16 protein-coding genes are annotated in these 24,122 nt (G+C 63.0%); 11 read left to right on the top strand and 5 right to left on the bottom strand.

Features of this window, described 5'->3' with window-relative positions; all coding sequences use genetic code 11:
* Nucleotides 1-466 precede the first annotated feature (466 nt).
* From EN869_RS19925 to EN869_RS19905, 5 genes are all read left to right on the top strand, one after another.
* Complete coding sequence (locus EN869_RS19925; RefSeq protein ID WP_127227378.1) at nucleotides 467-1,516, top strand: LacI family DNA-binding transcriptional regulator; 1,050 nt, start codon at nucleotides 467-469, stop codon at nucleotides 1,514-1,516.
* Between the two features lie 75 nt (nucleotides 1,517-1,591).
* On the top strand, nucleotides 1,592-2,839 hold the full coding sequence (locus EN869_RS19920) for a sugar ABC transporter substrate-binding protein (protein ID WP_127227379.1): 1,248 nt from the start codon (nucleotides 1,592-1,594) through the stop codon (nucleotides 2,837-2,839).
* 421 nt (nucleotides 2,840-3,260) lie between these two features.
* Nucleotides 3,261-4,175, top strand: coding sequence for a sugar ABC transporter permease (locus EN869_RS19915; RefSeq protein WP_127227380.1), 915 nt, complete (start codon nucleotides 3,261-3,263; stop codon nucleotides 4,173-4,175).
* Nucleotides 4,175-5,032: a carbohydrate ABC transporter permease gene (locus tag EN869_RS19910; protein WP_127227381.1), complete on the top strand. Its 858-nt coding sequence runs from the start codon at nucleotides 4,175-4,177 to the stop codon at nucleotides 5,030-5,032. The genes EN869_RS19915 and EN869_RS19910 overlap by 1 nt, the downstream gene beginning before the upstream one ends.
* Nucleotides 5,033-5,057: 25 nt before the next feature.
* Nucleotides 5,058-7,040: a glycoside hydrolase family 127 protein gene (locus EN869_RS19905; protein ID WP_127227382.1), complete on the top strand. Its 1,983-nt coding sequence runs from the start codon at nucleotides 5,058-5,060 to the stop codon at nucleotides 7,038-7,040.
* Nucleotides 7,041-7,111: 71 nt separating this feature from the next.
* Here EN869_RS19905 and EN869_RS19900 read toward each other — a convergent pair whose 3' ends face one another.
* Nucleotides 7,112-7,768: a TetR/AcrR family transcriptional regulator gene (locus EN869_RS19900; protein ID WP_127227383.1), complete on the bottom strand. Its 657-nt coding sequence runs from the start codon at nucleotides 7,766-7,768 to the stop codon at nucleotides 7,112-7,114.
* Nucleotides 7,769-7,844: 76 nt separating this feature from the next.
* Here EN869_RS19900 and EN869_RS19895 point away from each other — a divergent pair, with 76 nt between their 5' ends.
* Nucleotides 7,845-8,375, top strand: a complete 531-nt coding sequence (locus tag EN869_RS19895; RefSeq protein WP_127227384.1) for a quercetin 2,3-dioxygenase — start codon at nucleotides 7,845-7,847, stop codon at nucleotides 8,373-8,375.
* A 6-nt stretch (nucleotides 8,376-8,381) separates the two neighbouring features.
* On the opposite strand, the gene EN869_RS19890 is transcribed toward EN869_RS19895, so the two are convergent.
* Entirely contained in the window at nucleotides 8,382-9,191 is an 810-nt protein-coding gene (locus EN869_RS19890) for an endonuclease/exonuclease/phosphatase family protein (protein WP_167498624.1), read from the bottom strand.
* Between the two features lie 24 nt (nucleotides 9,192-9,215).
* On the bottom strand, nucleotides 9,216-10,676 hold the full coding sequence (locus EN869_RS19885) for a phospholipase D-like domain-containing protein (protein WP_127227385.1): 1,461 nt from the start codon (nucleotides 10,674-10,676) through the stop codon (nucleotides 9,216-9,218).
* A 367-nt stretch (nucleotides 10,677-11,043) separates the two neighbouring features.
* Here EN869_RS19885 and EN869_RS19880 point away from each other — a divergent pair, with 367 nt between their 5' ends.
* The 3 genes from EN869_RS19880 (at nucleotide 11,044) to EN869_RS19870 (ending at nucleotide 14,199) form a co-directional block, all read left to right on the top strand.
* Nucleotides 11,044-12,621: an HD domain-containing phosphohydrolase gene (locus EN869_RS19880; RefSeq protein WP_127227386.1), complete on the top strand. Its 1,578-nt coding sequence runs from the start codon at nucleotides 11,044-11,046 to the stop codon at nucleotides 12,619-12,621.
* Between the two features lie 90 nt (nucleotides 12,622-12,711).
* Entirely contained in the window at nucleotides 12,712-12,984 is a 273-nt protein-coding gene (locus EN869_RS19875; protein ID WP_027024197.1) for a hypothetical protein, read from the top strand.
* Between the two features lie 81 nt (nucleotides 12,985-13,065).
* Complete coding sequence (locus tag EN869_RS19870) at nucleotides 13,066-14,199, top strand: substrate-binding protein (protein WP_127227387.1); 1,134 nt, start codon at nucleotides 13,066-13,068, stop codon at nucleotides 14,197-14,199.
* Between the two features lie 150 nt (nucleotides 14,200-14,349).
* Here the strand turns inward: EN869_RS19870 and EN869_RS19865 are convergent, their stop codons facing one another.
* Nucleotides 14,350-14,997, bottom strand: a complete 648-nt coding sequence (locus EN869_RS19865; protein ID WP_127227388.1) for a class I SAM-dependent methyltransferase — start codon at nucleotides 14,995-14,997, stop codon at nucleotides 14,350-14,352.
* Nucleotides 14,998-15,030: 33 nt separating this feature from the next.
* Nucleotides 15,031-16,089 (bottom strand): aminopeptidase, encoded by a 1,059-nt coding sequence (locus tag EN869_RS19860; RefSeq protein ID WP_127227389.1) that lies wholly within the window; start codon nucleotides 16,087-16,089, stop codon nucleotides 15,031-15,033.
* Between the two features lie 317 nt (nucleotides 16,090-16,406).
* Here EN869_RS19860 and EN869_RS19855 point away from each other — a divergent pair, with 317 nt between their 5' ends.
* Both EN869_RS19855 and EN869_RS19850 read left to right on the top strand, forming a co-directional pair.
* Nucleotides 16,407-22,061 carry a HAMP domain-containing protein gene (locus EN869_RS19855; RefSeq protein WP_348630821.1) on the top strand — a complete coding sequence of 1,885 codons (5,655 nt, stop codon included), beginning with the start codon at nucleotides 16,407-16,409 and terminating at the stop codon, nucleotides 22,059-22,061.
* 6 nt (nucleotides 22,062-22,067) lie between these two features.
* Complete coding sequence (locus EN869_RS19850) at nucleotides 22,068-24,122, top strand: response regulator (protein ID WP_127227391.1); 2,055 nt, start codon at nucleotides 22,068-22,070, stop codon at nucleotides 24,120-24,122.

Raw genomic sequence — 24,122 nt, 5'->3', positions numbered from 1 at the left:
GGCTAGTCCCGGAGGGTATTTCGGATGAGGCAAAAGGAGCGGAAACCGTCCGGTTGATCTTACGAAACCTCGGTTCGCTCACCCAATATCTAGCAGAGCTGCGAGGCCTATATGGATCTGGTCATGGCAGAGATGGACAGCACAGAGGACTCGAACCTCGTCATGCTCGCCTCGCCGTCGGTGCTGCTGTTGCGTTCATAGATTTTGTCACCGAGACACACAATAGGCGCAACGATCTGGTTCAAACACATCCGCAGCCGGCTATACAGAACTCGGCAACCTCACGCTAACAAGCTTTCATCGTCGCCACCCTCGTGTTCCCCCTTGCCAACCCCTCCACCTTCGCCTAATCTCTCTCTGAGAAAACCTTTTCCCAAATCGTTCCGCGCTTGCTGACCTCACCCGTCATCACCGCGCAGGGCGATAAGAGAAAACCTTTTCCCAACTCAGGGATGCGCCTCGAGAAATGTCCGCCGACGCCGAGCCAGCGCCAGTTTCAGCCAAGCCGCCGGTCACACTGCGCGAGGTGGCGGCCGCGGCCGGCGTCAGCGTGGCGACGGCGTCCAAGGCGCTGAACGGGCAGGGGCGCATGACGGCGGAGACGCGCGAGCGCATCCGCGAGACGGCGCGGCTGCTCGGCTTCCGGCCGAACAGCCTGGCGCAGAGCCTTTTGCGTAAGCGCTCGTTTACCGTCGGCCTGCTCACCAACGACACCTATGGCCGCTTCTCGCTGCCGCTGATGGCCGGCGTCTCGGATGCGCTGGTCGACAATGGCGTGTCGGTGTTCCTGTGCAATGTCGAGGACGACACCCGTCTCGGCCAGCTGCATGTCGAGGCCATGCTCGACAAGCGCGTCGACGGCATCATCGCCACCGGAAAACGCATCGACCGCCATCTGCCGGTCGACCTCTCCAACCTGCGCGTGCCCGTTGTCTACGCCTTCACCCAGCCCGATCCCGGCGCGGTCGGCCTCGTCTCCGACGATGCCGGCGGCGCGCGGCTGGCGGTCGAGCATTTTGTGCGGCTCGGGCGCCGCCGCATCACCCATGTCAGCGGCCCGGAGAGCTTCGCGGTGGTGCATGCGCGGGCCGAGGCTTGCCGGGAGGTACTTCAGGAGCACGGCTTGCCCACGGCCGAGCCGCTGCTTGGCGCCTGGTCGGAAGCCTGGGGCCATGAGGCGGTGGCAAAGCTGTTCGGCAAGGCGGGCAGGGAAGGCTGGCCGGACGCCGTCTTCTGCGGCAACGACCAGATCGCCCGCGGCGTCATAGACGCGCTGCGCGAGCGCGGCATTCGCGTGCCCGAGGATGTCGGCGTCATCGGCTTCGACAATTGGGAGATCGTGGCCGAGGCGACGCGCCCGCCGCTGACCTCCGTCGACATGAACCTGGCGAGCCTCGGCCGCGAGGCCGGACTTGCCCTGCTTTCGCTCGTGGGCGGCCGGGCGGCCGTGCCGGGCATCAGGAAACTGCCGTGCCGGCTGGTGGTGCGTCAGTCATGCGGAAGTCCGCCGGAATGAAGCAACAAGGCTACGCGCCCGGTTCCGCCGGGCGGCGTGGCCGAAACTGGGAGGAGAACCATGAGGAGGAATAACGTGAACACCATGCTTGCCAAGCTGGCGCTTGCCGCCGCCGTCATCGGCGGCGGCCTCGGGGCGGCTTCCGCCGAGACCGCCAACATCTGGGTGCGCGCCGACGGCTCGAATTTCATGCCGCGCATCGTCGACGCCTTCAACAAGGCGCATAAGGACCAGATCAAGCTCGACATCATTCCAAACGCCGAGATCATCCCGAAATATGGCGCGGCCGCGGCCGGCGGCACGGCTCCCGACGCGCTGTCGCTCGACCTGATCTACACGCCGTCCTTCGCCGCCGCAGGCCAGTTGGAGGACATCACCGACTGGGCGAAATCCTTGCCCTATTTCGCCAGCCTGTCGCCGGCGCATGTGAAGACCGGCACCTATAAGGACCATATTTACGGCCTGCCGTTCTCGGCCGATGCCTCGGTGCTGATCTGGAACAAGAAGCTGTTCAAGCAGGCCGGCCTCGACCCGGAGAAGGGGCCGACCAACTGGGCCGAGATCGAGGCCGACGCCGAAAAGGTCAACGGGCTCGGCGGCGATATCAAGGGCTTCTATTTCTCCGGCAATTGCGGCGGCTGCAACATTTTCACCTTCACGCCGCTGATCTGGGCCTCGGGCGGCGACATCCTGTCGGAGGACGGCTCGAAGGCGACGCTGGACAGCCCGCAGCTGCGCGGCGCGATCGACCTCTACCGCTCGATGATCAAGAAGGGGCTGGTGCCCGAGGGCGCGCAGACCGACACCGGCGCCAATTTCTTCGCCGCCTTCGCCGGCGGCAAGATCGGCATCTCGCCATCCGGCGCCTTCGCCATCGGCGCGCTCAACACGCAGTACCCGGACATCGACTACGGCATCACCTTCCTGCCGGGCAAGGATGGCGGCTGGTCGTCCTTCGCCGGCGGCGACAATTTCGTCGTCACCAAGGGCACCAAGAAGATCGCCGTGGTGAAGGAGTTTTTGGACTTCGCCTATTCGCTCGAAGGCCAGACCATCCTCGCCAAATATGGCAGCCTGCCGGTGCGCAACGACATCGCCAAGGACGCGCTAAAGGATCTCGATCCGCGCTACCAGGTGGCGGCCGAGGCCATGGCCAAGGGCAGGACGCCCTATTCGGTGGTGTTCAACGACCTGATCAACTCCGCCAACGGTCCGTGGACGCAGATGATCAACGAGGTGTTCTTCGGCGACGACGTCGACGGCGCCATCAAGAACGCGCAGGACACAATGCAGTCGATCATCGACCAGGCGCCGAACAAGTAGACACCAGGGCCAGCCGGCGGTGGGGAACGCGCAACGCCTCGCCGCCAAGGCTCTGACCGGCCGCCCGCCCCGTCTCCCTGGCCGGGCGGCCGGATGATGTATCGTCCAACTGCAGGACCACCGCGTTGAGACAGCTCACTTTCACTACCTTCGTCAATTTGAGGGCGCCGCGAGGCTCGCTCCCCCTTCTCCCCTTGTGGGAGAAGGTGTCGCCAAAGGCGACGGATGAGGGGTGTTCCAGCGGAGTGAGACGCTGGTGTTCCCTGGAACACCCCTCATCCGTCTCGGCGCTTCGCGCCGATCCACCACCCGACCCTTCGCAGGCTCAGGGCGTTCGAAGCTCGAAAAGCCAAGCAATTGGCTTTTCGTCCGCTGCGCGGACCGCTTCTCACCCCACAAGGGGAGAAGGGGGAGTCCAGCCATGACCGCCATCACAGCCTCAGCGCCTGCGCGAACACACGCCACCAGCCGCCGGCAGTGGGTGGGCCTGCTCTATGTCCTGCCGGCTGTGGCTTTCGTCGTCGTCTTCTTCGTCATCCCGCTCGGCATGACAGCCTGGATGTCGCTCAACAACTGGCCGCTGATGGGCGAGCATTCCTTTATCGGTCTCGACAATTACGTCGCGATCCTGCGCGACACGCGCTTCTGGAACGCGCTGAAATTCACCTTCTACTACACGGTGATCGTCACCATCGCGATCTTCGCCGTCGCCTTTCCGCTGGCGATCTTCATCGAAAAGCCGCGCCCGCTCACCAATCTCTACCGCACCGCCTTCTTCATGCCGGCGGTGGTGGGCTTCGCCTCGGCGAGCCTGCTCTGGTCCTGGCTGCTCAACGTCGATTCCGGCTTGTTCAGCCCCGCCGCCTTCGACCTCGGCCTGACCGAGAAGAAGGTCAATCTTCTGGCCACCTTCCAGCCAGCCTTCTGGTCGATCATCGCCATGGTGGTCTGGAAGGTCGCCGGCTTCACCATGATCATCCTGATGACCGGCCTGCAGTCGATCCCGCAGGACCTGCAGGAGGCCGCCGTCATCGATGGCGCCGGCCCGTTTGCAAGGTTCAGGGCGATCACGCTGCCGCTGATGCGCCGCACGCTGGCGCTGGCGCTGATCCTGTCTGTGGCGGGCTCGATCCTCGCCTTCGACCAGTTCTACATCATCCTGCGCGGCGGTCCGCGCAACCAGACGCTGACGGCGGTCTACTGGATCTTCAATCAGTCCTTCGTGTCGTTCAAGCTTGGCTATGGCGCGGCACTCTCCATGGTGCTGCTGGCCATCCTGGTGGCGCTGAGCCTCATCCAGCTCTGGCTGCTGCGCAAGCCCGAGGGGCTCGACTGATGGCCGAGGCGATGTCGCAGAACCGCAAGGCCGCCTTCAGCCTCGCCAGGCATTCCACCGGCATTATCGCCTCGGTGCTGTTCCTGGCGCCGATCGTGTGGACCGTGCTGTCGACCTTCAAGCCGGCGCAGGAGGCCCGCCAGCCGCCGCTGCCGCCCTGGCCGACCACCGGCTTCTCGGTCGAGAATTACGAGACGCTGAACTCCTTCGGCGATGGGTTGTGGGTCTCGGCGCAGAACAGCATCTATGTCTCGGTGATGACGGTGCTGCTTTCGGTGCTGGTCAGCGTACTGGCCGGCTACGGCTTTTCGCGCTTTCGCTTTCCGTTCCGGGACTTCTTCTTCGTCCTCATCCTGTCGACGATCATGATTCCGTTCCAGTCGATCCTGACGCCGATCTTCCTTGTGCTGACCAGGCTGGGTCTCCACAACACGCTGACGGGGCTGGTCTGCGTCTATGTCACGCTGCAACTGCCGTTCTCGATCTTCATGATGCGCAACGCCTTCGACGCCGTGCCGCGCGAGATCGAGGAGGCGGCGCGCATGGACGGCGCCAACAACGTCACCATGCTCATCAAGGTGATGCTGCCGCTAGTCTGGCCGGGTGTCGTCACCATCGCGCTGTTCGCCTTCCTCGGCGCCTGGAACGAGTTCCTGGCCGCCCTCGTGCTGATGACCGACCAGTCCAAATTCACCCTGCCGGTGATGATGACCGCGCTGCAGTCCGGCCGCTTCGGCGCCATCGACTGGGGCGCGGTGCAGGCCGGCGTCACGGTGATGATGGTGCCTTGCCTGATCCTCTTCCTGGCGCTGCAGCGCTTCTACATCCGCGGCCTCATGGCCGGGGCCGTCAAATAAATCGCATTCGAATGGAGTGAAGTTGATGACCGCAACGCAATCCGCCGCCGCAGCCCCGGCCGCCAAACCGAGGCTGGCCTTCCGGCCGCTGCCCGTGCCGCAGGTCGATGTCCGCGGTTTCTGGGGCGACCGCGTCGACGCGGTTGCCAGCAAGACGGCCGGCATCCTCTACGACCGCTGCGTCGAGGCGCGCATGCTGGAGCAGATCGATCCCGACCGGCCGTCGCCGGGCGTCGTCATCCCCTTCCATTCGCCGTCGCCGGACGAGGCAGCTAGTCCGACCTTCACCGGATCGACGGTGACGACGCAGATGTTCTGGGATTCCGACTGGGGCAAGACCATCGAGACCGCCGCCTATTCGCTCTACCGGCGCCGCAACCCGGATCTGGAGAAGAAGATCGACGCCGTCATCGACCTCTACGAAAAGCTGCAGCAGGAGGACGGCTATCTCTCCAGCTGGTACCAGCGCATCCAGCCCGGCCTGCGCTGGACCAACCTGCGCGACTGCCACGAGCTCTATTGCGCCGGCCATCTGATCGAGGGCGCTGTCGCCTACTTCCAGGCGACGGGAAAACGCAAGCTGCTGGACATCATGTGCCGCTACGCCGACCACATCGCCTCGGTGTTCGGCCCCGAACCCGGCAAGAAAAAAGGGTACTGCGGCCATGAGGAGATCGAGCTGGCGCTGGTCAAGCTCGCGCGGGTGACGGGCGAGAAGAGATACATGGATCTCGCCAAATACTTCATCGACCAGCGGGGCCAGCAGCCGCATTATTTCGACGAGGAGGCGCGCGCCCGCGGCGCCGACCCGAAGGCCTATCACTTCAAGACTTACGAATATAACCAGTCGCACAAGCCGGTGCGTGACCAGGACAAGGTCGTCGGCCACGCGGTGAGGGCGATGTATCTCTATTCCGGCATGGCCGATATCGCCACCGAATATGGCGACGACACGCTGCGCGTCGCGCTCGATCGTCTGTGGGACGATCTGATGACCAAGAGCCTCTACGTCACCGGCGGCCTCGGCCCGTCCGCGCACAATGAGGGTTTTACGAGCGACTATGACCTGCCCAACGACACAGCCTATGCCGAGACCTGCGCCTCGGTCGGCCTGGTGTTCTGGGCAAGCCGCATGCTCGGCATGGGGCCGAACGCCCGCTACGCCGACATAATGGAACGGGCCTTGTACAACGGCTCGATCTCCGGCCTGTCGCTCGACGGCTCGCTGTTCTTCTATGAGAACCCGCTGGAGAGCCGGGGCGGCCATCACCGCTGGAAGTGGCATCGCTGCCCGTGCTGCCCGCCCAATATCGGTCGCATGGTGGCGTCGATCGGCAGCTATTTCTACGGGCTCGCCGACGATGCGCTGGCAGTGCATCTCTATGGCGACTCGACTGCCCGCTTCGAGATCGCCGGACGGCAGGTCACTCTCGTCCAGACCAGCAACTATCCTTGGGACGGCGCGGTTGCGATCGAGGTCGGGCCGGACGCGCCGGTGGAGTTCACGCTCCATTTGCGCATACCCGCCTGGTGCCGCAAGGCGGCGCTCAAGGTGAACGGCAAGCTGATCGATCTCGAAGCGATGACAAGCGACGGCTACGCCGCGATCCGGCGCGAATGGCGCCAGGGCGATCGCGTCGAACTCGACCTCGAAATGTCGATGGCCCGCCTCTTCGCCAACCCGAATGTACGCCAGGACATCGGCCGCGTGGCGCTGGCGCGCGGCCCGCTGCTCTATTGTGTCGAGGAAACCGACAATGGCGGCGGACTGCACCGCATCGCCCTGCCGCGTACGGCCAGGCTGGAAGCACACAAGGAGCCGAACCTGCTCGGCGGCATCGTCACCCTTTCGGCCATCGGCAACCGGGCCGAAACAGAGAACTGGGGCGCCGATCTCTACCGTTCCGAGCCGCCGGCGACTGAGGAAACGAAGCTCAAGGCCGTACCCTATTTTGCCTGGGACAACCGCGAGCCCGGCGAGATGCTGGTCTGGCTGAGGGAAGGGTAGGCCTTTGTCGCGGAGAGTAAACTTGCGATGCTGGCGGGACAGCGCTGTCCTGCCGCACACGTAAAGGAACGCTACTTTGCCAGCCTATCCTTATTCTTTCGCCTCCCTGATGTTGGAGCGCCAGCCTTTTGCTCCTCCTCCAGCGCCGCCTTCACCAGCGCGTTGGCCGTCCATACCGACAGGTCCTCGCCCTCGGCCGCGCTGAGGCCGCAGATATCGCGCTGGACGATCAGCGCCTCCCAGCCGATCACCATGGCCAGCGCGCGGACGAGCCGGTTCCAGCGGTCCGGTTCCAGCCGGTCCCGCAATGGCGACAATGCCCGTTCGATCCATTCGATCCGCCGGTAGCCGCGGCGCGGCACGCCTTGCTCGGACGGCGCACCGTCTACGGTCAGGCGGATCAGTGAGCGCCCGAGGCGCTCGACCTCGGGACTGACGTGATGCAACGCACGGACCAGGTGCTCCAAGCGCGCTTCGCCATCGTCGGTCGCCTGTTCGATGGCACGATCGACCGAGGCCTGGCTAAGCGCGCCGACCGTTGCATCGAGCAGCAGCTGATCGAAGCTCGGAAAGTAGAGATAGACGGTTCTTCGCGAGACGTCGGCCGCCGCGGCCACGTCGTTGACGGTCGGCGTCTCGCCACCGGCGAGCAGCGCGATCGCCGCGTCGACGATCGCCTTGCGGGTGCGCCGTTTCTGCGCGGTGCGGGGGTGTGGATTGACATTCATGCGAGCTAAGTATACCGGAGTGCATTAATTGCACAAGAGTGCAATATAGACATTGCACATCTGAAAGGGGGCTTTAATGACGATCTCCAGCCATACCGCCGACGACGCACGGTTCCTGGGACCGGGTGAGGGGGAAGCAATCTGGTTTCTGAGGAACCGCATGACGGTGAAGGCCACCGAGGCCAGCACCGGGGGCGGCTTCGGCCTGCTGGAATCCCTTATCGCGCCGGGTTTCTCGCCGCCGCTGCATGTCCATCGCCGCGAGGACGAGTCCTTCTACGTGCTCGAAGGGGAGTTGACGATGAAATGCGGCGATCGCACCTTCCGGGCCGCCGCCGGGTCATTCGTGTTCCTGCCGCGAAACGTTCCCCACACTTTCGTGGTCGAGGGCGACAAGCCGGCGCGGATGCTGACGCTGCTGACACCAGGTGGCGGCGAGGGCGTTTTCATAGACGCCGGACGGCCGGCGGAGGCGGAAGGACTGCCTCCGGCGTCGCCGCCGGATATCGAGGCCCTGAAGCGTGTCAGCGCCCGCTATGAGGCCGAGATCGTCGGGCCGCCAATGGCGCCGACGGCCCAGCCTCCCGCAAGCCACGCCACGGCCTGACCTTCGCTAAAGATGCACGAAAGCCGTCAGCGGCAGGTGGTCGGAGGCGACGCGCGACAGCGGCGTGTCATGCGCCTCCACCGCTGAAACAAGGTCATGCCGGTTGCCCATGATGCGGTCGAGCGCCAGCACCGGCAGGCCGGACGGGAAGGTCGGCACCGCCGGCGGCGTCGGCCCGAAGGTCGTGTGCAGCGTGTTCAGCGCCGAGCGGTTGCCGAGCCGCCATTCGTTGAGGTCGCCAAGCAGCAGCGTCGGCCTCTCGTCGGCGCTGCTCATGATGTCGAGCACGACGCGCGCCTGTTCGGAGCGCGAGCGGCGCAAAAGGCCGAGATGGGCGGCGATGACGCGCAGGCTGCGTTTCTCGTCGAGATCGATCTCGGCGACCAGCGCGCCGCGCGGCTCCAGCCCGGGCAGCTTGATCTGATGGACGTCGCGCACGGTGCCGCGCTTGAACAGAAGCACGTTGCCGCGCCAGCCATGCCCCTTGCCGTTGCCGATGACCGGCACCGGCACCAGCCCGGTATCGTGTTCGAGGCGGTTGAGGTCGAGCAGCCCGGCCTTGTCGCCGAAGCGGTTGTCGGCTTCCTGCAGCGCAATCACGTCCGGGCTCATCTCGCGGATGACGCGGGCCGTCCGTTCGGGGTCGAATTTGCGGTCGGTGCCGATGCATTTGTGGACGTTGTAGGAGGCAACGACGATTTCGGCGCCATCGACGCGCTTGCGCGGCGTCGCCTTGGCCTTGCGCGCGTTTCTGCCGCGGATCGTAAGCAGCACGGTTTCGGGGAGGCTGCGGCCTTTTATGTCGTTTATCTCCATGATCCCGATGCTCGTTTTCCTGCTCTAAAGATAGGGCGATCCCAGCCACAGCAAGCGGTCGAAGACGCGGATTATGAACGGTCTTTCCTTCAGCGTCTGCAGCGTCACCGGTTGTGCCGTGGCGATGGCGGCCGCGATGCGGGCGTCGATCTCGGCGGCAAAGTTTTGATCCAGCACTTCCATGTCGATCTCGAAATTCAGCCTGAGCGAGCGGGCGTCCAGATTGGAGGAGCCGACATAGGCCCACACGCCGTCGATGGCCATCAGCTTGGAATGGTCGAACGCGCCTTCGTGACGCCAGACGCGGCAATAATGCTTCAGAACCTGGTCGAACTGCGCCGTCATCGCATGGTCGACGAGGAAAAGATTGTTCACCGCCGGCACGACGATGTCGATTTCGACGCCGCGCCGGCCGGCGGTGGTGAGCGCGCTGATGAATTCGCGATCCGGCAGGAAATAGGGCGACATGATGCGGATCGATTTGCGGGCCACTGAGAATGCGCCCATCAGCAACTTCAGGTTGGTTTCGTTTGACGCGTCGGGCCCGCTCGCCACCGCGCGCACCAGCATCGGCCGCCCGGGCGGCGGTATCGCCCGCTCGACCTGCCAGGGCCCGTCCTTCAAGACTTCGTTGCCGGCAAAGCGCCAGTCTTCGGCGGCAACCGCGAACAGATCGGCCACGACAGGCCCGCTGACCTCGAAATGCGTGTCGCGCGAGCTTTCCGAACCGGCGAATTCGGCCGAAAATCCTTTCCGGATATTCATGCCTCCCGTGAATGCGACCATACCGTCGACGATCAGGATCTTCCTGTGGGTCCTGAGATTGGCATAGGGAAGTCTCAAGCCCATGACGATGTTGCCGTTGAAGAGATCGACGGTGACGTCGGCCTCTCTGAGCTGCTTCAGGATGCTCGGCACCGAATAGCGCACGCCGACGGCGTCGATCAGCACCCGCACCGTGACGCCGCGCTTGACGGCGTTGCCGAGCGACTGGACGAAAACCGCCCCGACAGCGTCATTGTCGAAAATATAGGTTTCCAGAAGCACGCTTCTTTGCGCGGCGTCGATCGCCCGGCACATCGCCGCATAGGCCTCGTCGCCGGTCTTGAGCACGGCGATGGTGTTTCCCGAGGTGAGCGGTCGCCGCGCCACCCTGTCGCCAAGCGTCTTCAGCCCGCTGAAACGCTGGCCATATTCGGCGCCGATCAGGGCTTCGAGCGCGACGTCGCGGTCGTGCCTGGCGGCGGCCGCCTCGCTGGAGACGGGGCGCATGGCGCTGATCGTCGCGCGGCGGATGCGGTTGATGCCGGCAATGGCGTATATGATCGCGCCAAGGAATGGCGACAGGAGCATCACGCCGACCCAGCCGGTGGCGGCGCGCACGTCCTCCTTGGTCATGATGGCATGCACGATGCCGACCGCCGCCATCGCCAGCGAGAGGATCAGGATAAGCGTCGACCAGTGACTCGCGATCGCCTCAAGCATGGATGCGACTATTGGACAAGGCAGCGCCGAAACGCAATGCGGAGTCGGCAAGACGCCGGCGTCGGCCCCTGTCAGATGAGTGCTATCTCGGCATCCGCCATAACATACCGCTCGGATGCCAGGCGCAGCGGGCCTGAGGACGCGCCAATTGCCCGGCAAGGCCAGTGCTAGAGAGTCCTTGTCCTCAAATTGCGGCCCATCCGCCGATTGCGGGTAGCGGATTGGCCGCTTTGGGCATTCTGGTTCAAGCCAACGTTCGGGTTAGGGCCCAGGCAGTCTTTGCTGAAAAGGCAGCAGGCTCACGGCTTTCCCCTCTAGGTATTGCTGGATCGTAGGGGTAGCATAAGGAGCACTGGGGATGTGCACGATGACGGACGTCTCGATACGCCGCGCGGACTTCATGATGGTCCTGGCCTATGCTTCGGACCTCGCCACCGGCCATTCGCGCGATTTCGCGCTGAAATCCTGCGTGCTCGCAATGCGGATCGCCGAGCTTGCCGGCGTTTCGGAGCAGGTTCGGCGCAATGCCTATCACCAGTCCATGCTGCGTTATGTCGGCTGCAACGCCGATACGGACCTGCTCTCAGGTCTCTTCGGCGACGAAATCGCGCTTCGGCAGGATCTTGTCGGGCTCGACATGGGCAACCGTGCGGAACTGGGCAGGGTCTTCGTGCAGGCCTTCAAGCGGTTCTACTATGATCTCGCCCCTGACGCCCAGGCCAAGGCCCTCGAGGCCGCGATGTCGCAAGCGCTCGCCGTGGCGCGTCCGGTTCTGACGGCGCATTGTGAGGTGGCGCAGCGGATCGGCGAGCGGCTCGGCCTGTCTGACGAGATTCGGCGAAATCTCGGACAGATCTACGAACGCTGGGACGGCAAGGGCCTGCCGCGTGGCTTGAGCGGCGAGGATGTCCTGCCGGCCGTGCGCCTGATCACGCTGGCGCAGGACGCGATTGCGCTCAGCGATGCAGTCGGCATCGACGGGATGGCCGAGACCATCGCCAGTCGGGCCGACGGCCCGTACGAGGCGGATCTGGCCCGGCTCGTCTCGGCCAACGCGGCGACGCTGATGCGGGGTATTGGCGCCACGGTCGATCGCGAGACGATCCTGGCGCTGGAGCCCGATCCGCCGGTGACACTGGATGAGGGGGCTTGCGACGAGGCGTTCCTCGCCATCGCCGACATGATCGACATGCGCATGCCATTTACGCAGGGCCATTCGCGCATGGTGTCCGAGCTGGCCGCGGGTGCCGGGAAACGGATCGGGTTGCCTGATCCCGATGTCCGCGCGCTGCGCTGGTCGGGCTGCATCCATGACATCGGCGAACTCGTGGTGCCCGTGGCGACCTGGATGCGCAATGGCCCGCTGTCGGTGCGCGAGCGCGACGCCGCGCAGCTGCATGCCTACTACGGCGAGCGGGCGCTGGCTTCCTTCGGCCGTGACGGCGATGCGATGGGCGCACTCGTGCTGCGTCATCACGAACGCCTGGATGGGTCGGGATATCACCGCAAGGTCGGCGGTTCCGACCTGTCTCCGGCGGCCAGGATCCTGGCTGCCGCCGAGGCCTTCCAGACGTCGCGCGAGGAGCGTCCGCATCGCAAGGCGCTGTCCAGCGAGGCGGCGGCGACGCAGCTGCGCGCGGCTGTTCGTGACGGCTGTATCTGCCCGGACGCCGCCGAGGCCGTGTTGTCGTTCGCCGGGCAGCAGTCGCGCCGGGCCTTGCCGCAGGCGCTGGCCGGCATGACGCCGCGCGAGATCGAGGTGCTGCGCCTTATCGCCGCCGGCCTGACCGCAAAGGAGACGGCTCGCAGGCTCGATATCTCGCCCAAGACCGCCGACCACCATATCGAGAGCGTTTACTCCAAGATTGGCGTGGGGACCCGCGCCGCCGCCGCGCTCTATGCGGTCGAGCACGGCCTTGTCCGGCCAGGCGAAATGCCGGCATAGGGAATCCACCCCATGTGCGCCCGCTGCGGGGCGCGCATCGTGATCCTGTCGACGGGCCAATGGTGGCCGCGACCGACAGGAGGAAATCCGATGCTTCTCGCAACGACCAAGGTGGCGGACGTCGACCACTTCATCCGTATCTTTTCGACCAAGGGCGCCGACAAGCGCCGGCTGCATGGCTCGAACGGCGCAACCGTGTTTCGCGACCCCAGCGAACCCGACCGCGTCTGGGCGATCTTCGACTGGGACGCCGAGGGCTGGAAGAATTTCGTGTCGGATCCGGAGGTGCCGGCGATCCTGCAGGAAGCCGGCCATGTCGGCAAGCCGCAGGCGGCACTGTTGCTCGGCCACTACGAGGCCTGACGTCCACGCCGCGCGTCGCCCGCCGTCGGCGGCGGCGCCCGACAAAACCCCGAAGACGAACCCCATAATCGGAGAATTCAGATGGATCCGAAGCCCATCAAGATCGGCCTCATCGCCGAACTCACCGGCCCATTGTCCTTCATGGGCATTGCCAACGCCAACCTAACCACCATGCTCGTCGATGACATCAACGCCAAAGGCGGCCTGCTCGGCCGGCCGGTGGAACTCGTCATCGAGGATGGAGAAACGATCGACGGTGTCGCCAAGGCAAAGGCCGCGAAACTGGTCGACGTCGACAAGGTCGATGTCGTCATCGGCGGCATCTACAGTTCCACCCGCCTGGCCATCAAGAGCGAGGCGGTCACCCGGGGCAGGACGCTCTACATCTATACCGAACAGTATGAGGGACAGGAAAACGATCCCCTGATCTTCTGCACAGGTCCCGTGCCCGCGCAGCAGGTCGAGCCTCTGATCCCATGGCTTATGAAGTCCACCGGAGCCAGGAAATTCTATTTGCCGTCCGCCGATTACATCTGGCCCCATTTGCTGAACAAGGCCGCGAGCCGGGCGGTGCGCGCCAATGGCGGCGAGATCGTCGGCGAGGAGTATTTTCCCCTGGACACCGTCGATTTCCGACGCACGGTGCAGCAGATTATGGCGAGCGGCACCGACGTGGTTTTCAACACCATCGTGCCGCCGGGCCTGACGCCGTTTCTCGAAGAATTGCACAAGGCCGGTTTCGGCAAACGCGGCGGCAGGATCGTCTGCACTTACTTCGACGAGAACTTCTTCAATCTGGTGCCGTCCGAGCAGATCGAGGGCCTCTACAGCTGCCTCGACTACTACCAGGAACTCGACGAACCGTTCGGCCGCGCGCTCTTGCGCCGTTACAGCGAACGGTTCCCAGGCGGCGCCACCTTGACTGCGGGCAGCGGGTGCACCGGCCACTACCGGGCAATCAAGATGTGGGAAGTGGCGGTGAAGGAAGCAGGCAGCGTCGAGCGCGATACGGTTATCCGGGCGCTTGACCACGCCCGGATCAGCGAAGGCCCTGGCGGTCCGGCCGAGATGGTTCCCGGCCAGCACCATGTTCGCATGAACATGTACCTTGCTGAGGCGCAGGGCGGTCGATTCCGGGTCGTGAAGAATTTGGGTCCGATCGATCCCAATGAGAGCGTGCTTACCAATGAGTTCCGACTAAGCAATGTGGGGTAACCAGCGACCGTCGAGAGTTTTTCTTCCAATGGCGGGGGCAGCTGAACGGCGCCCCCGTTCTGCCATCCATCTTGGCAAGCACCGATGCGCCCGATATGCACATCATGTCATGGCCGCCATGGGCCGCGTGACTAACGCCAATCGCCGTCCCTACAGTTTTCGAAAGAAGCCCGACAAAATATTCGGACCGGCTTCGCCGGCCCGTAGCCTGATCCCGTCCTCGAAGCAGTTCAGCGTCACGCATTCGAAGCCGTAATGCGCAAGCAACCCCACCAGCGAGTCACGGTCGAAATGGTGCAGGTGCTCGTTGGGCAGGCGCATGCGCCACTTGGCAAACCACGAGTCGCCGTCGGCGCCGAGTTCGCGCCAGCGGCAATAAGGCACGGCGACGGCCAGGTGGCGGGTCTGAAGGCGCGAGAGGAAACTCAAATCGGGGATATGCTCCAGTACGTCGAACATGGCGACGAGATCCCACGCGCCGGCTAGCGCCTGATCCCAACCGACGAAGCGGACGCCCTTGGGCAGGGGGAATTCAGCGATATCGCAGCCGGCGCAGTCGGCGACGCCGGTTATCTTGGCGGCTTCGATGAAGGTGCCCGTGCCATATCCGATCTCCAGCACCGAGCGAGGAATCTCGCCGGTGACGCCAAGCACCCAGCCAAGCCGCTGATAGCCGAGCTTGATGGTCCGGTCGCTTAGGTCCTCGTAATAGGAAATGTATTTCTTGTCGTACTTGATCGGCGTGAAGTCGATCTGGTGGATCACGCCGAACCTGTCAACCTCATAATTGTCCAGCATCTGCCCGCGCGGCCTCCGGAATTCCTTACATGGTCAACGACAGGTGGTTGCGGCCTTGAGCGCTTCGGCTCGGGAAGGTCCGTGCAAATTTCCGATCCGTCGAACAGCGGCGTAGAACCTCGGATAGTCGCCGGAGCACAGCTCGAACAGGCGAAGAAACGCCGGAACCTGTTCGCCATAGACGGCGGTCGCGGCGAGCTTTGCGTTGTTGATCGGGCTGTCGAACCAGGCGTCGTAGCCGCGATATCCGCCCCAGCGCTTGTCGCGCATTTGCCGGTAGCGCATCCGCAGCCTGTCGATGGTGGCGGCCTTGGCGGCGGCCATCTGCGCGGCGCTGCGCGGGCTTCCATAGACCTGCTTCAGCTCTTCCCGGGTTTTCGCTATCAGCTCGAGAAAATCGGCCTTGCGCTTGCGATCGGCTTCGTAGCTGCGCAATCCGGCGCGATTGCCGGTGGCGCGGAGCCATTTCCTTGTGCCGGTGGTCTCGACGGAAACCGCGAAAGCCTCGTTGAACGCCGAGTCGCCATTCACATAGATTTTCTGATGCGCCAGCTCATGGAAGACAAGGCTCGCGATATAGGTGTCGTCCTGGCGAAGCATGGTGCTCAGCAGCGGGTCGCTGAACCAGCCCAAAGTGGAATATGCAGTGACACCTGAGACATAAACGTCCAGCCCCCGCTGCCGTAGCTCGGTGGCGCTTGCAATCGCATCCTTCCGCGAAAAGTAACCCCGGTAGGGAACGCAGCCGAAGACCGGAAAGCACCATGTTACCGGCGTGAGCGAGAATTGCGGCGCGGCGAAGACGGCCAAGGTCACATTGTCCCGGCCGATGTCGACATAGCTGCGGTAGCTATTGTTGTCGGGCAGCGCCAGCTCTTCCGTGGCAAAGCGGCGTATGGCGCTCGCCGACGTCAATTTGGCGCGCAATGCCCTTGGCGTCGACGGATCATGGATCAGTTTTCCCACATCCTTTCGCGCGGCCATGATCTCAACATGGCCCTTGAGCGACTGCGCATAGTAGGAAATGCTGGTGCACCCGGCGACGCCGGACGCGATGATCGCCGCGGCAAGCAATCGAAAAACGCGCTTCACTGCTTGCCCACCGCTTGCTTATCCCCCCGAAGCAAATGTCCCCATTTGCTTCCCGAGTCTCAAACAGTCGCAACTGCTTTCGTCAAGACGTGAGGCGGAGGTCCGGGCTCTATTTTGGTTGATTGACATTCGACCACTCGACATGCGGCGGCTCGCTACCCACCAAATGGAACCGAAATACGCTCCGCGCGTTGTGCCCCTCGCGGGAGTTTGGCCGCGAGGGGCATTTTCATTCACGACCGTCGTATCAGCCGGGGCTGTGAGGGGGCGCTGTGAGTACGCTTAGATCCAAGCCGCAATTGGACCGCCGTCAGATTTTGAACGCTCTCAAGGCCTTCCGGCGCGGTGACTTCTCTGTGCGCATCGACAATGTCTATGAAGGCCTCGATTCCGATATCGCGGACGCCTTCAACCAGATCGTCGAAATCAACGATCAGGTCACTCGTGAATTCGAGCGATTGAGTAGGGTGGTCGGTAAGGATGGGCGGATCGGTGAACGTGGCCACGTTCGCAATGCCACGGGCAGTTGGGAAACCAGCGTTCGTTCTGTCAACGATCTCATTGAGGACATGGTCCAACCGACTACGGAGGTGGCCCGCGTCATTGGCGCTGTCGCCAAGGGCGACCTGTCCCAAACCATGATGGTGGAGATCGACGGCAGGCCCCTGCGAGGCGAGTTCCTCCGTATCGGCAAGGTCGTCAACACGATGGTCGGGCAACTGGGGTCCTTTGCTTCGGAAGTGACGCGCGTTGCCCGCGAGGTGGGCACAGAAGGCAAGCTCGGCGGCCAAGCGCGGGTGAAGGGCGTGGCCGGCACCTGGAAAGACCTCACTGACAACGTCAACGCCATGGCGACCAATCTCACTGGGCAGGTCCGCAACATCGCCGAGGTCACCACGGCTGTCGCGTCAGGCGACCTTTCGAAGAAGATTACCGTGGACGTGAAGGGCGAAATCTTGGAGTTGAAAAACACCATCAACACGATGGTAGACCAGCTCAATTCATTCGCCTCGGAAGTCACACGCGTGGCTCGCGAGGTCGGTACCGAAGGCAAGCTCGGCGGGCAGGCGCGCGTCGAGGGCGTCGGCGGCACCTGGAAAGACCTCACCGATAACGTCAATTCGATGGCCGAGAACCTGACGGGTCAGGTCCGCAACATCGCCGAAGTTACTACGGCGGTTGCGCTCGGCGACCTTTCGAAGAAGATCACCGTCGATGTGAAGGGCGAAATTCTCGAACTGAAGAACACCATCAACACGATGGTGGACCAGCTCAACTCGTTTGCCTCCGAGGTGACCCGCGTGGCGCGCGAGGTCGGTTCCGAGGGCAAGCTGGGAGGCCAGGCCCAGGTGCGTGGCGTCGCGGGCACCTGGAAGGATCTGACGGACAATGTGAACTCGATGGCCGAGAACCTGACCGGGCAGGTTCGCAACATCGCGGAAGTGACGACGGCGGTCGCGTCTGGCGATCTGTCGAAGAAGATCACCGTGGCCGTCCAGGGTGAAATTCTGGAGCTCAAGGACACCATCAACACGATGGTGGACCAGCTCAATTCCTTTGCGTCGGAGGTGACACGCGTTGCCCGCGAAGTCGGCACCGAGGGCAAGCTCGGCGGCCAGGCCGACGTGAAGGGCGTCGGCGGCACCTGGAAGGACCTGACCGACAGCGTCAACCTGATGGCTGCCAACCTCACCGGCCAGGTGCGCAATATCGCCGAGGTGACGACGGCGGTCGCGCGCGGCGACCTGTCGAAGAAGATCACGGTGGACGTCAAGGGTGAAATCCTGGAACTGAAGGACACCGTCAACACGATGGTGGATCAGCTCAACTCCTTCGCCTCGGAGGTGACGCGCGTGGCCCGCGAGGTCGGGTCGGAAGGCAAGCTCGGCGGTCAGGCCCATGTCGAAGGCGTCGGCGGCACCTGGAAGGATTTGACCGACAACGTGAACGCCATGGCCGGCAATCTTACGGTGCAGCTGCGCGACGTCTCCAAGGTCGCGACGGCAATCGCGACCGGCGACCTTACCCAGAAGATCACGGTCGATGCTCTGGGCGAGATTCTGCAGATCAAGGACGTCATCAACACGATGGTCGACCAGCTCAATTCGTTTGCCTCGGAAGTGACGCGCGTCGCGCGCGAGGTGGGTTCGGACGGCAAGCTGGGCGGGCAGGCGCAGGTGCGTGGTGTGGCCGGTACGTGGAAGGACCTGACCGACAATGTGAATGCCATGGCCGCGAATTTGACGGGCCAGGTGCGCAACATCGCCGAGGTGACGACTGCCGTTGCGCTTGGCGACCTTTCCAAGAAGATCACCGTCGACGTCAAAGGCGAAATCCTGGAGCTGAAGTCGACGATCAACACCATGGTCGACCAGTTGAACTCCTTCGCCGGCGAGGTGACGCGTGTCGCCCGAGAGGTCGGCACCGAGGGTAAGTTGGGCGGCCAGGCCCAGGTCCGCGGCGTCGCCGGGACCTGGAAGGATCTCACCGATAACGTGAATTCCATGGCCGAGAACCTCACCGGCCAGGTGCGTAACATCGCTGAAGTGACCACCGCGGTCGCGCGCGGCGATCTGTCGAAAAAGATCACCGTGGACGTCAAGGGCGAAATCCTGGAGCTGAAGTCGACGATCAACACCATGGTCGATCAGCTGAACTCCTTCGCAGGGGAGGTGACGCGCGTGGCGCGCGAGGTCGGTACCGAGGGCAAGCTCGGCGGCCAGGCCCGCGTCGAGGGCGTTGCCGGCACCTGGAAGGACCTGACCGACAACGTCAACCTGATGGCCACCAACCTTACGAACCAGGTGCGCGGCATCGCGGATGTTGTGACCGCCGTGGCGCAGGGAAATCTGCGCCGCAAGCTCACCGTCGACGCCAAGGGCGAGATCGCCTCGCTGGCCGACACCATAAACGGCATGATCGAGACCCTCGCCACCTTTGCCGACCAGGTGACCAATGTCGCGCGCGAGGTCGGCATCGAAGGCAAGCTCGGCGGCCAGGCCCGCGTGCCGGGCGCGGCAGGGCTCTGGCGCGACCTTACCGACAATGTCAATCAGCTGGCTGCCAACCTCACCACCCAGGTGCGTGCCATCGCGGAAGTCTCGACCGCGGTGACCAAGGGTGACCTGACGCGCTCCATCAGCGTCCAGGCGTCAGGCGAGGTGGCGGCGCTCAAGGACAACATCAACGAGATGATCCGCAATCTCAAGGATCAGACGCTGAAGAATGCGGAACAGGACTGGCTGAAGACCAATCTGGCGCGGTTCTCGCGCATGCTGCAGGGCGAGCGCGATCTGGCGACGGTGTCGCGTCTGATCATGTCGGAGCTGGCACCGCTGGTGAATGCGCAATACGGCGTGTTCTATGTGACCAACCGGGAAGAAGACGAGTCCTATCTCGAGCTTGCCGCGTCCTACGGCGCCGAGAGCAGGGCGGTGATGAAGCAGCGCCTTGATCTACGTGAGGGGCTGATCGGCCAAAGCGCTGCCGACAAGCGTGCGATCGTTCTCGACAATGTGCCGCCGGACTTCCTGCGCATCACATCGGGCCTCGGCAACGCCACGCCGGCCAATGTCATCATCCTGCCTGCGCTCTTCGAAGACGAAGTAAAGGCGGTGATCGAGCTTGCCTCCTTCAGCGAGTTCCGCGACACGCACCAATCGTTCCTCAACCAGTTGATGGAATCGGTCGGCATCGTGCTCAACACAATAGCGGCGACGATGCGCACCGAAGGACTGCTGAAACAGTCGCAATTGCTGACTTCCGAATTGCAGGCTCGCCAGACGGAACTGACCAAGAAGCAGGAGGAACTGCACGCCACCAACGAGGAGCTGCAGGAAAAGGCGCAGTTGCTCGAAAACGAAAAGAAGCAGGTGGAGAACAAGAATCTGGAAATCGAAATGGCGCGGCGAGCACTTGAGGAGAAAGCCGAACAGCTCGCCCTGACCTCCAAATACAAATCCGAATTTTTGGCCAATATGAGCCACGAGCTTCGCACGCCTCTGAACTCGCTGCTCATTCTCTCGAATCTGTTGGCCAGCAACCAGCAGGGAAATCTCAACGACAAGCAGGTCGAGTTCGCCCGCACCATCAATTCGGCCGGGACCGACCTGCTCAGCCTCATCAACGACATTCTCGACCTGTCGAAGATCGAGTCCGGCACCGTTTCCGTCGAGATCAACGACATGCCGCTGGCGCATCTGCGCCAGCATATGGAACGCACGTTCCGTCAGTTGGCCGCCGACAAGGGATTGGGCTTCACGATAGAACTTGACCCGGGACTTCCGGAGACGGTGCGTACCGACGAGAAGCGGCTGCAGCAAATCGTCCTCAACCTGTTGTCGAACGCATTCAAATTCACGTCGAGCGGCGAGGTCAGTCTCATTTTCAGGCCCGAGAACGCTGGGCGGCGCAACGGTGCCCAGGCGCCCAAGGCGCTCGCCATTGCTGTTACTGATACCGGGATTGGCATTCCCGACGACAAACAAAAGCTGATCTTCGAGGCTTTCCAGCAGGCGGACGGCACCACCAGCCGCAAATACGGCGGAACCGGGCTGGGCTTGTCAATCAGCCGCGAAATTGCGCGGCTGCTGGGGGGCGAACTGAGGGTGGAGAGCACTCCCGGCAAGGGGTCGACATTCACGCTCGTTATCCCGCTCGAAGGGCCGAGAGCGGTTCCGCAACCTGTGATCGTCGAACAGGACGTGATCGCTCCCGTGGCTGATGTTTCCGTGCCGGAGCTGATCGACGACCGGGACGCACTGTCCCCTGAGGACAGGATCGTGTTGATTGTCGAAGACGATCCAACCTTTGCGGGTCTTCTGCTGGGTATGGCCCGCTCGGCGGGCCTCAAGGGCGTCCTGTCCACCGCGGGCTCCGGCACGGTGGCGCTGGCGCGCAAGCTGGTCCCGGATGCAATCACGCTTGATCTCGGCCTCTCGGATATTGATGGTTGGGTCTTGTTCAATCTGCTGCGCCACGATCCCAAGACGGCAGGCATCCCGATTCATGTCATCTCGGGTGCGGAAGACACTGCGGGTCTGTTGCGCGATGGCGCTGCCAGCGTCTCGACCAAGCCTGTGTCGTCGGACGGTCTGATCAAGGTCTTCGATGAAATTAACTCAAGCAAGCTGCGCGTGCAGCGCAATGTCCTGGTCGTGGATGCCGATCCTGAGCGGCGGCTCGCCCTGGTCGAGGCGATTCGCGATGGAGTCACCTCTGTAACGCCCGTCGGCCGGATCGTCGCAAAAGGCCAAAGGATAGAGTTCCAAGCATATGATGCAATTGTGTTGGGCTTTGGGAGATCAGGCAAGGACAATGCCAAAATGATCGAGGAACTCGCGGCTGCGATCGAAGGCTTGTCACCCAAACTTGTATTCTTCGCGCCCTATCCTGAGGCTCTTGAGCAACTAATCGGCCTGAAACCGGAACTGGCCGAGGTAGCCAGAGCCGAGAATTTCGGCCAATTGGCGCTGCTGATGTCCGCAACGCTGCCGCGGGATAGTCTCACGAACGGCGGCGCGGTCCCCCAACGATCGGACAAGACCGACCTTGCCGGCGCCAAAGTCCTGATCGTCGACGACGACATCCGCAACATTTATTCGCTGACCAGCGTCCTAGAAACGTACGGAATCCAGGTTTTGCACGCCGAGCGCGGACGCGACGGCATCGCGCTGCTGGAGCAAAATCCAGATATGGATGTCGCACTCATCGATATAATGATGCCTGAAATGGATGGCTACACGACGATGCGGCAGATACGTGGCTTGCCGGCAATCGCGCATGTCCCCCTGATCTCCGTAACGGCCAAGGCGATGAAGGGCGACCGACAAAAATGCCTTGATGCGGGTGCTTCGGATTACATCGCGAAACCTGTGGATCTCGATCTTCTGCTGGCGCTGCTCCGGGTCTGGATTGGACGATCGAGGCAGCACGCCGACCTGTCGGCCGAAAAGCTCGTGGCAGCGGTGTGACGGTCAATGCAAAGACTGGCCAAGACCAAACCGAAGCATCAAAACGCCCAGTCAGAGGCGGCGGAGCGCACCAGGATACTTGCCGTTGACGATGATGAGCGCAATCTCCTGGCGATCAGCGAAGTTCTCGCAGGGGTGGGCGAGGTTGTCTGCGCGCAATCTGGCGAGGAAGCGCTGCGGTTCCTCCTGAAGGAAGACTTCGCCGTCATTTTGCTGGATGTGCTGATGCCAGGGCTGGACGGATACGAGACCGCCTCATTGATCCGCCAGCGGGAGCAGTCGAGGCTCACTCCCATCATCTTCTTGACTGCGATTAACAAGGAAGAAGGGCACATGCTGCGCGGCTATGATGCCGGTGCAGTCGATTTCGTTTTCAAGCCGTTCGATCCAGTCATGCTGCGTTCGAAGGTGGCCGTATTTGTCGAGTTGCATGAGAAGACTCTGGAAATCCGGCGCAAGGCGATCGTGGAGCAGACACTGCTGGAGCAGGCGCTGAACGCGCAAAAGTCGTTGCTCGAGGCGGAGCGTGCCTTGCGCGCCTCGGAGCAGCGTCAGGAAGCCATCCTGCAATCGGTTCCGATTTGCTTTCATGCCCGTTCCCCGGAACCGCCCTTCGACGCGCGCTTCGTCACTTCCGGCTTCGAGAGGCTGACCGGATTTTCGCCCGAGCGGCTGACGTCTCAGCGGGGTTTCGGACTTAGCCGCGTGCATCCGGAAGATTTGCCGGATGTCGAAGCCGCTCTCCTCGGCGCCAAAGAGGCCGGATCCTACAGCTGTGAATTCCGCTGGCAGTGCGCGGACGGCAAATATCGAAGCTTTCTGGATCAGGGCGTCATTTTCCGCAATCCCGTGGAAAACACGGACGAAATTGTTGGCACGTTGCTCGACATCACCGAGCGACGCGAGCTTGAGGATAGGCTGCTTAGGGCACAGCGCATTGACGCCCTGGGCAAGCTCACGGGCGGCCTTGCCCATGATTTCAACAATCTGCTTGCGGCAATCCTCAGTGGCTTGGGGCTGCTCGAGCGAAGTGCCGAACTCGACGACGCGGGAAAAAAAGTGCTCGATCTTACGAGGCGTTCCGCCACGCAAGGTGCCGAACTGGTCAATCGGATGCTTGCCTTCTCGCGGCGCCAGCGCCTGAAGCCGGAACCTGTGCGGTTGGCGGGGTTGGCTGAGACAATGAACGGGCTCGTCGCGCCGGTTCTCGGGGGGCTGGTGCGCTTCGAATGGCAAATCGGAAATTCGGTCTGGCCGGTTCTGGCGGATGCCAGCCAGCTTGAACTCGCGCTGATGAACTTAGTCTTCAACGCGCGTGATGCGATGCCTTCGGGAGGTTCGATAACTATCCGAGGTCAAAATCGCACGGCCGAACATCATTCCGACGAGCTTGGCCCCGGCGACTATGTCGTCATCTCGGTCATCGATACCGGTTCAGGCATTCCAGCCGATCTTGTCACGAAAGTCATAGAACCCTTCTTCACGACAAAGCCCGTCGGCAAGGGCACAGGGCTGGGCCTGAGTACCGTCTACGGCTTTGCGAAACAGTCGGGTGGCACGCTCAGGATTGAAAGCGTCGTCGGGCGAGGCACGGCGATGCATTTGTGGCTCCCTCGGTCGCTTGAGCAGCCGGCGCCGTTGGTTGAACAGGAGCAGGTTGGTCAACGTCGGATGAACGGCCATGAAGCGCAGTCTTCCGTTCTGTTGGTCGACGACAGCGATGCCCTGCGTGAGTTGACAGCTGCGTCATTGAGGCAAGGCGGCTTTCATGTGACATGCGCGGCGGGGGGTGCGGAGGCGCTCGCTACGATCGAAAAAGCGCCTGATGATTTTGATGTGATCGTGACCGATTTCGCCATGCCGCTCGTTTCCGGTCTGGAAGTGATCCGGTTCGCCCGCAACCTGAGGGCGAACTGGCCGGCGGTCATCATTACTGGCTATGCCGACACCAAAGCAATCGGCGACTTGCCGGCCGATGTGCCTCTGCTCGGAAAACCTTTCCTGGAACACGAACTTATCGAGTCGATACGGCAAGCGAAGCAGGCGCGTGGCCGCGCTTGA

Origin of the sequence: Mesorhizobium sp. M2D.F.Ca.ET.226.01.1.1, from assembly GCF_004022705.2 — a bacterium.
GTDB lineage: Bacteria > Pseudomonadota > Alphaproteobacteria > Rhizobiales > Rhizobiaceae > Mesorhizobium.
The sequence above is the reverse complement of the archived record's forward strand: the minus strand, read 5'-3'. Positions and strand labels throughout refer to the sequence as shown.

Coding starts and splice junctions, on each gene's coding strand:
- EN869_RS19850 (WP_127227391.1), top strand. CDS start 22,068: ATGCAAAGACTGGCCAAGACCAAACCGAAGCATCAAAACGCCCAGTCA.
- EN869_RS19890 (WP_167498624.1), bottom strand. CDS start 9,191: ATGGAGATAAACGACATAAAAGGCCGCAGCCTCCCCGAAACCGTGCTG.
- EN869_RS19880 (WP_127227386.1), top strand. CDS start 11,044: ATGACGGACGTCTCGATACGCCGCGCGGACTTCATGATGGTCCTGGCC.
- EN869_RS19915 (WP_127227380.1), top strand. CDS start 3,261: ATGACCGCCATCACAGCCTCAGCGCCTGCGCGAACACACGCCACCAGC.
- EN869_RS19900 (WP_127227383.1), bottom strand. CDS start 7,768: ATGAATGTCAATCCACACCCCCGCACCGCGCAGAAACGGCGCACCCGC.
- EN869_RS19875 (WP_027024197.1), top strand. CDS start 12,712: ATGCTTCTCGCAACGACCAAGGTGGCGGACGTCGACCACTTCATCCGT.
- EN869_RS19925 (WP_127227378.1), top strand. CDS start 467: ATGTCCGCCGACGCCGAGCCAGCGCCAGTTTCAGCCAAGCCGCCGGTC.
- EN869_RS19885 (WP_127227385.1), bottom strand. CDS start 10,676: ATGCTTGAGGCGATCGCGAGTCACTGGTCGACGCTTATCCTGATCCTC.
- EN869_RS19865 (WP_127227388.1), bottom strand. CDS start 14,997: ATGCTGGACAATTATGAGGTTGACAGGTTCGGCGTGATCCACCAGATC.
- EN869_RS19910 (WP_127227381.1), top strand. CDS start 4,175: ATGGCCGAGGCGATGTCGCAGAACCGCAAGGCCGCCTTCAGCCTCGCC.
- EN869_RS19870 (WP_127227387.1), top strand. CDS start 13,066: ATGGATCCGAAGCCCATCAAGATCGGCCTCATCGCCGAACTCACCGGC.
- EN869_RS19895 (WP_127227384.1), top strand. CDS start 7,845: ATGACGATCTCCAGCCATACCGCCGACGACGCACGGTTCCTGGGACCG.
- EN869_RS19905 (WP_127227382.1), top strand. CDS start 5,058: ATGACCGCAACGCAATCCGCCGCCGCAGCCCCGGCCGCCAAACCGAGG.